This is a genomic window from Desulfurivibrio nitratireducens, from assembly GCF_044068515.1.
Taxonomy (GTDB): Bacteria; Desulfobacterota; Desulfobulbia; order Desulfobulbales; family Desulfurivibrionaceae; genus Desulfurivibrio.
In genome coordinates this window covers 1-6,580 of record NZ_JBIPKI010000069.1, presented here as the reverse complement: position 1 = coordinate 6,580, position 6,580 = coordinate 1, and the positions used below count along the sequence as shown (strand labels likewise).

The window sequence follows — 6,580 nt, the reverse complement described above, 5'->3', positions numbered from 1 at the left end:
TCGCCCAGATCCAAAATTTTCACCTCCTGGTCGGGACTGTGGGCGAAGCGATTGAGATTTTTGATGATAATATCGGCCCGCTCCACCTGGCGGCCGATGGCGGCCGCGGTGGTCAAAGCGGTATCCGGCTCCAGCTCCCGCTCCTCCTGCCGGGCCAGATGGGCGAAATCCTCCAGCAGGCCTTTGTTTTCATTGATAATGGCCAGGACATTTTTCAACTCGTGCGTAATCACCGCCACCACCGTGCCGAAAAAGTTGATTCCGGCATTCTGGAGCAAACACTCCGCGTGTTCCTGTTTCATGGCTTTTCCTTGTCCCCAGCCCGTTGCCGCAGGGTTCTGATTTTTTCCAGGAGCAAATCGATCTCCACCGGCTTCAGCAGGTAAAAGCCGGCGCTGCCGGCCTCATCGATGCCGTCCTGAAAGATGGTGGCCGAGCCATGGCCGGACATGAAGATGAATTGCAGCTCGGGATTGATCGCCTCCAGCTTGCGCTTCAATTCGATTCCGCTGATCTTGGGCATTTTCATGTCGATCACGGCCACGTCGTACTCGCGCTCCCGGGCCAGCTCCAGGGCGGCCGCCCCGGATACGACCCAATCGACCTGCAGGCCCCGCAGGGTCAGCCTTTCCGCCAGGGCGGATACCAGTTCTTCTTCATCGTCAACCAGCAAAATTCGCATTTTATTTCCTTGCTTCTTCGGTAGTTACCGTGCCTTGCCAGGGGATGGTGATAAAAAACCGGGTCCCGATGCCCACCGAGCTTTCCACCCGAATCTGCCCCTGCAGCTCCTGTACCAGGCCGTAGGTGACGGAAAGCCCCAGTCCGGTTCCGCCTTTTTTGGCCTTGGTGGTATAAAACGGCTCGAAAATCCGTTTCAGATCTTCTTCCGCGATCCCATGCCCGTCATCGGTGACCGTGATCAGCAGATGGTCCTGATCCCGCCTGGTGGCGGTGACGTGCAGATGGCCGCCGTCGGCCATGGCGGCAAAGGCGTTGCTGATCAGGTTGTGAAAGATCTGCTGCAACTTGCCGCGGTCGCTGGCAAAGATCGGCAAATCCCGGGCCACCTCCACATTCACCTTAATATCCCGGTATTCCGCCTCCTTGGCGTGAAACTCGAGCACTTCGCCGATTACCTCGGCCAGGTTGACCGGCTGAATCCGCATCTCGCCGGGCCGGGCGAAACTCAGCAGCCGGCGGGTGATCCCGGCGCAACGCTCCACCGCCCGGTGAATGGAGTCGATCAGGCCCAGAATCTTGTCCCGCGATGCCCCGGCCTCCAGTTGGGCCGCCAGCAAATCCCACAACAGCCCCGCCTTTTCGTTGATGATCGCCAGGGGGTTGTTGATTTCATGGGCCACCCCGGCGGCCATCCGCCCTAGAGAGGCCAGCTTGTTGGCCTGGGCGGCTTCCCGCAGGGCCACGATTCTTTCCTGGTCGGCCCGGTAGATATCACTGACCAGTTTGGTGGCCACCCCCGGAATCACCAGCATGATCAACAGGCCGCTGACCAAGAGGAAGCTGACCACCGCGTAGCGGGTATTGAGCCAGGGCCGCAACAGCTCTTCCTGTTGGCCGATCACCAGGAGAATGAAGGGGGAATAGGGAATGTAGGAGTAGCCCATGATGATCGGCCGGTCCCACTGGTCCACGGTCATCAGTACCCTGGTGCCCTCGGCGAAGGCAGGAACCTCCAGAGGGAATCGCGTCAACACCTCGCCAAAAAAAATCGAAGGGGTCTGAATTACACCCTCTTGGTTGATCAGGAACGAATCGCCAAAGCCGCCTTCCTTGACATGCTCCAACTGCTGGTTGAACCAGGCGGTACTCAATGTTGCCCGCAAGACGAAAAACGAACCGTCTTCGGTTTCCTTCCGCACCGCGATCACCATATGGGGCTCTTCCCGAAATCCCAGGTAGACATCGCTGATATAGCTGCCCGAGATCAATACCGACTGAAACCACGGCTCCTGGGAATAGTCGAGATCCTTGAGGGCGTAGGGTCCGATATAGCGAATCTGGCGGCCTTCAGCGTTGAACAGACCCAGATCGACAAAGCCGCCGATGGTGCCGCTCAGACCGGTCAGGAGCCGGGTAAGCCTCCGATCGTCATCGAGCTGGGCAAAACTGTTGTCCTGGACGATGAACTGCAGGGCCGCCTGCCGCTCCTCGAGGAAATAGGAGGCGGTCCGCTTGGTATTGGAAATCAGCCGGTCGGTCCGCAGGACAATTTCGTTTTCAATGTGCTGGCGCGATACCCGATAGTCGAACCAGGCCAGGGTCAGAAAGGGCAACAGGGCGGCGCAAAGCATCAAAAAAACGGCCCGGTACCACATCCGGCGGAAATCGAAATGGGGCCGCTCGGCCACTGGCCCCTGCGAGCTGCTATCCCAGAAGGCCGGTTTTTTTATCCAGGGAAATTTAACCATGGTCATGCGCCTTGAAAAAGGCTAACGCCTGCTCCTCACCCGGTCATGGGCCTCTTTGAGCTTGCCGCTGAGCAGGTCGATATCAACCGGCTTGTGCAGGTAGGCAAAAGCCCCGAGTTCCATGCAGGTTTTGCGGTCTTCCTCCGAGCCATGGCCGGTAAGGATGATGACCTCAACCTCCGGCCTGATCTTTTTGACCCGCCGCAAGACCTCTATGCCGTCAAGGCCCGGCATCTTGAGGTCGAGCACCAGCACATCGGGGTCTTCGTCCACCACCATCTCCAGGGCCGACTGACCGTCATATGCCACCGCGGTACCCACTTCCCGGAAGATCAGGCGCTCGGAGAGGGTCTGGACAAATTCCCTTTCATCATCGACCAGCAGAACCTTGGATGGCTTGCCAAGATCATACTTGCGGTAAACATCAACCGGGCGGCTGCCGGCTTCCACCGAAACTTCCACCGAGCTGACCCCGGCAATGGCGCCCAGCACCGCCTGCACTTCTTCCCGGAGGCGGTGAAACATCAAAACTTTCTTGTTGATGGCCACGGTAATCGCGCCGTTGCGGGCGGCAACCTCACCGTCATGGCCGGCCCGGACCAGGGCCTCCGAGCAGCGGGCGGCCAGTTGAAAATCGGCCAGGGCCTGATGGGAATCATCCGTAGGCTGCAGGGCATCCTGGTAAAGATGTTCGCTGATCAAGGCAACGGCCTTATCGATGTCGGTGGTCGCCATGGGCAGCAGGATATCGTAAAGATCGGGATTCCAAGGATCATCGCTGCCCAGCAGGGTCGCGGTCCAGTGGGCTTTCTCGACATCGGAGGCACAAATCCGCCGCCTGGCCTCTTTTTTCTCCATTCCTTCGGCTTGCATCGCCACCTGCACCCGATAAGGCAAATCGGCGATCAGGCAGACCTTGAGCAGGTGGTGGATACCCCGGGGCGCCAAGTGGACAAGCTTGCCGGCCAGCAGCAGGCGCGGTTCGGCCAGCAATTCTGCCAAAGCCAGGCGCAACCAGACCAGGGAGCGCTTCTTCTCATGGGTGAACTTGTCGAAGACTGAACTCCGGGGCGAAAAGGCGCGGGCGATGGTCGCCTCCGGCAAACCGGAAAGGGCCACCGCCGCCGCGGTCAGCTCCCGGTCATCCACCAGCCGGAAACCGCTTTCCCGGGCCAAGGCCGCGACCACTTCCTCCCCACGACAATAATCCCCGCTGAAAACCGCCAGGCTGGCCGTGCTGGTCTGTCCCGCTTGCATGTTCATAAAAACTCCCCAACCCGAAATTTGTTTTAGCCGTCACGCCGGCCAACGGCCGCCGCCGCCCGCCCCCGCTGCTTATTCCGCTTGCAGCATGCGCCGGCAGTTGGCCAGCAGTTCGTCGTAAAGCGAGCCCGGCTGATAGAGCCGATAGGTGCCGACCCGCACCAGACCGTCGACCATGATAAAAATGATCAGGGCCGTCTTCTGGGCCGGCAGTTCCCTGATCGAGCCGTCCTCCTGGCCCCGGCGAATGGCCTGCTCAAGTATCCCGGCGAAAAAATTGTAGATATCCTCCAGGTGGCGGCGACAGGCGGGGTTCTCCTCGGCCAGCTTGTAGGGGTAATGGCGATGCAGCAGGAGAAAGCGCTCTTCCATCCGGGTAGCCAGGTCGATATAAAAGCAGATCAGCCCCTCGACCATCTCCAGACCGTTGGCGGCTTGCTGCTCGACCAGATATTCACGGCTCTCCCGGATCAGCAACTGCTTGAAATTTTCCAGGACCGCGACAAAGAGATCTTCCTTGGTCCGGTAATGGTAGAAGACGGTACCGTCGGCCACCCCGATCATCCGGGCGATATCCCCGATGGCGGTGTCGCGGAAGCCCTTTTCGGCAAAAAAGATGGTGGCCATTTCCAGAATGGCTTCCTTCCTTGACAGTCCTTTTTCCTTCTTTTTCCGCGCCTTAACCATGCCAGCCCCAACTGTTGGCAACCATAGGGACCTGAAGCCCCTTTTCCGCCTCTCCCGAAAAAACAACCTGAGCAATCAGTCAGTTAATCTTTGATTACTGAAATACACCCGCGGCCGGGCGGCTGTCAACAGATTTTTTCGCGCTTGCCTGCCGGGCCCACCCGGGCCCGCTCCCGCCATTATCCGATCAGCCGGAAACAGCCGGCCGGCAAAGCGATAAGGAGGAAAAAGCGGCTTGGCGGGCGGGAGATTTATTGGGGTGGCGAATCGACGTCGAGAAAAGGCTGGCGCAATTCCTCGTCGAGGCTGGTCAGCACCCGGCCGGGATCACGGACAAATTCCTCGCCGCGGCGGTGGCAGGCGAAGAAATCGCGATTGTAAGGGGTGATCAGGTTGAGGGATTCCCAGCGGGAGAGATAGTATTCCAGCAGGTGGGGCAGTTCGGTGAAGACGGTTGCTTCGGGCTTAGGATCGACGAAGCTGGAAGCCTGCAGTCGCCGGTTGGAAAGGGTCTGGGTCTGATAAAAACTTTCCATGAAAAGCAGCTCCGCCGGCATCCGGGCGTCGATGCCGATCCGGCCCAGGATCCGGGTCAGCCAGCGCATGATCCCGGCCCCGAAATGAGCCAGGGAATAGGGCAGGTAAATCTCCCGGGGCCGCTTGAGCTCGAGATAGGACTTGACGGTCAGAATCAACTGGCTGAGCAATACCGGCAGAGGATCGACAAAGTGCCAGGTCCGGCCGCCGAATTCCTGCCGGTGCTGCAGGACGTGATGAACGAAAAATGGAATCTTTTTGGCGTTGGAGTAGGAATGCAGGGCCCCCCGGTTGGTAAAGAGCACCGGCATGCTCTGGTCGGCCAGGGCAAAGAGCAGGCGGTGAAAACCCTGGATCTTGTGATCATGGCCCCCGTACACCACCGCCAGGCGGATATTGGTGTAATCCAGGCCGTATTTGCGGTGCAGCTCGGCCAAGGCCAGCTCGGCCAGCAATTTGGACTTGGGATAGTTGGGCAGCTCCGGCGTCAGTTCCAGCCGCTGGTCTTCAGTGAGATTTTCTCCGGGCGGCAGCACCGCCGCCGAACTGAAGTGGATATAGGGGATTTCCAGTTCCAGGGCCGCCCGGGCCAGGTGGAGGGTGCCGAGATAGTTGGTTTCGTAAGCCAGCAGGGGGTTGGAATCCAGGGCAGCGATGGCGCAGTTGATGATGAAATTGGGGCGGAAGCGGAGGATATAGCGGCGGATGTCGTCGGGGTCGCGCAGGCTCAACTTCTTGCTGTTGGGGGCCCGCAGTTCGAACTCGGTCTCGGCCCGGGTCTTGAAATAGTGGAGAATGCCGCCGCCGATCAGGCCGGAGCCGCCCACCAGCAAGCCGTTTTTGACGATGTTGCCCAGACAGGTTATCTGTTGCTCAACCATAGACCGCTACCTTTGCCCGCTAACCGGATCACCAGCAAAGGCGGGACCGGAGCGGTGCCGCCTTCAACCATGATGCCTCAAAACAGCCGGAATTGCATCTTTTTTTCCCCAGTTGGCCGGGACCGGCCCCAAACCGGCCTGGCTGAGATCCGGCGGCCGCAGCCAGGATCTGCTTTTTTCCCCGGCCAAAAAGGTGTATCAATAAAAAGCGAGCAGGCAAGCACCCGCTTGCCGACCCGGCCCCGGCCGGCGTTAGCGCCCCCAACCGCTGCTCCGCCAGCCTTATTTAAGGATAACAACATGCCCCTTTTCAAACGCGGGGATCTTCCCCAACTGACCGCCGCCATCGCCGCCGGCGATATCGCCCCGATTTACCTGGTGATCGGCGAGCGTTTTCTCCGCAGGGAAGCGGCGGCGGCTCTCGAAGCGGCCCTGCTCCCCGAAGAAGCGGTACGCCGGGCCCGGCTCAGCGTAATCGACGGCGAGCACGAAAACCCGCTCCAGACCCTGACCCGGCTCCGCACCTACAGCCTCTTCGGGGGCCGGCAGGTGATCAAGGTCCTTGACTCCCGCCTGCTCTTCTCCCGCAACGTGACCGGCAACCTCTGGGAAAAGGCCGAAAAAGCCCGGGCGGCGGGGGAAAAAGAGGAAGCGGCCCGGCTGCTGCGCACCATGCTGGGCCTGGCGGGCCTGGCCCCGGCGGCCTGGCAGAGCGACAACCTGGCCGAACTGGCCGACCCCCAGTGGCGCAAGCTCTTCGGTTTCAGCAAACCGACCGAC

5 protein-coding genes and 2 pseudogenes are annotated in these 6,580 nt (G+C 60.0%); 1 reads left to right on the top strand and 6 read right to left on the bottom strand.

Annotated elements, in window-relative coordinates:
- From ACHHTY_RS11505 to ACHHTY_RS11480, 6 genes and pseudogenes are all read right to left on the bottom strand, one after another.
- Nucleotides 1-302 (bottom strand): annotated as a pseudogene (locus ACHHTY_RS11505) (sensor histidine kinase); the annotation flags it as partial.
- Nucleotides 299-682, bottom strand: coding sequence for a response regulator (locus ACHHTY_RS11500; RefSeq protein ID WP_395494306.1), 384 nt, complete (start codon nt 680-682; stop codon nt 299-301). The gene ACHHTY_RS11500 and the pseudogene ACHHTY_RS11505, both read right to left, overlap by 4 nt.
- A 1-nt stretch (nt 683) precedes the next feature.
- Nucleotides 684-2,432: a sensor histidine kinase gene (locus ACHHTY_RS11495; RefSeq protein WP_395494305.1), complete on the bottom strand. Its 1,749-nt coding sequence runs from the start codon at nt 2,430-2,432 to the stop codon at nt 684-686.
- 21 nt (nt 2,433-2,453) lie between these two features.
- Entirely contained in the window at nt 2,454-3,695 is a 1,242-nt protein-coding gene (locus tag ACHHTY_RS11490; RefSeq protein ID WP_395494304.1) for a response regulator, read from the bottom strand.
- A 72-nt stretch (nt 3,696-3,767) separates the two neighbouring features.
- A complete protein-coding gene (locus ACHHTY_RS11485) occupies nt 3,768-4,382 on the bottom strand; it encodes a TetR/AcrR family transcriptional regulator (RefSeq protein ID WP_395494303.1) in 615 nt (204 codons plus the stop codon).
- A gap of 251 nt (nt 4,383-4,633) precedes the next feature.
- Complete coding sequence (locus ACHHTY_RS11480; protein ID WP_395494302.1) at nt 4,634-5,800, bottom strand: NAD-dependent epimerase/dehydratase family protein; 1,167 nt, start codon at nt 5,798-5,800, stop codon at nt 4,634-4,636.
- 300 nt (nt 5,801-6,100) lie between these two features.
- Here ACHHTY_RS11480 and ACHHTY_RS11475 point away from each other — a divergent pair.
- Nucleotides 6,101-6,580: pseudogene (locus ACHHTY_RS11475) on the top strand (DNA polymerase III subunit delta); the annotation flags it as partial.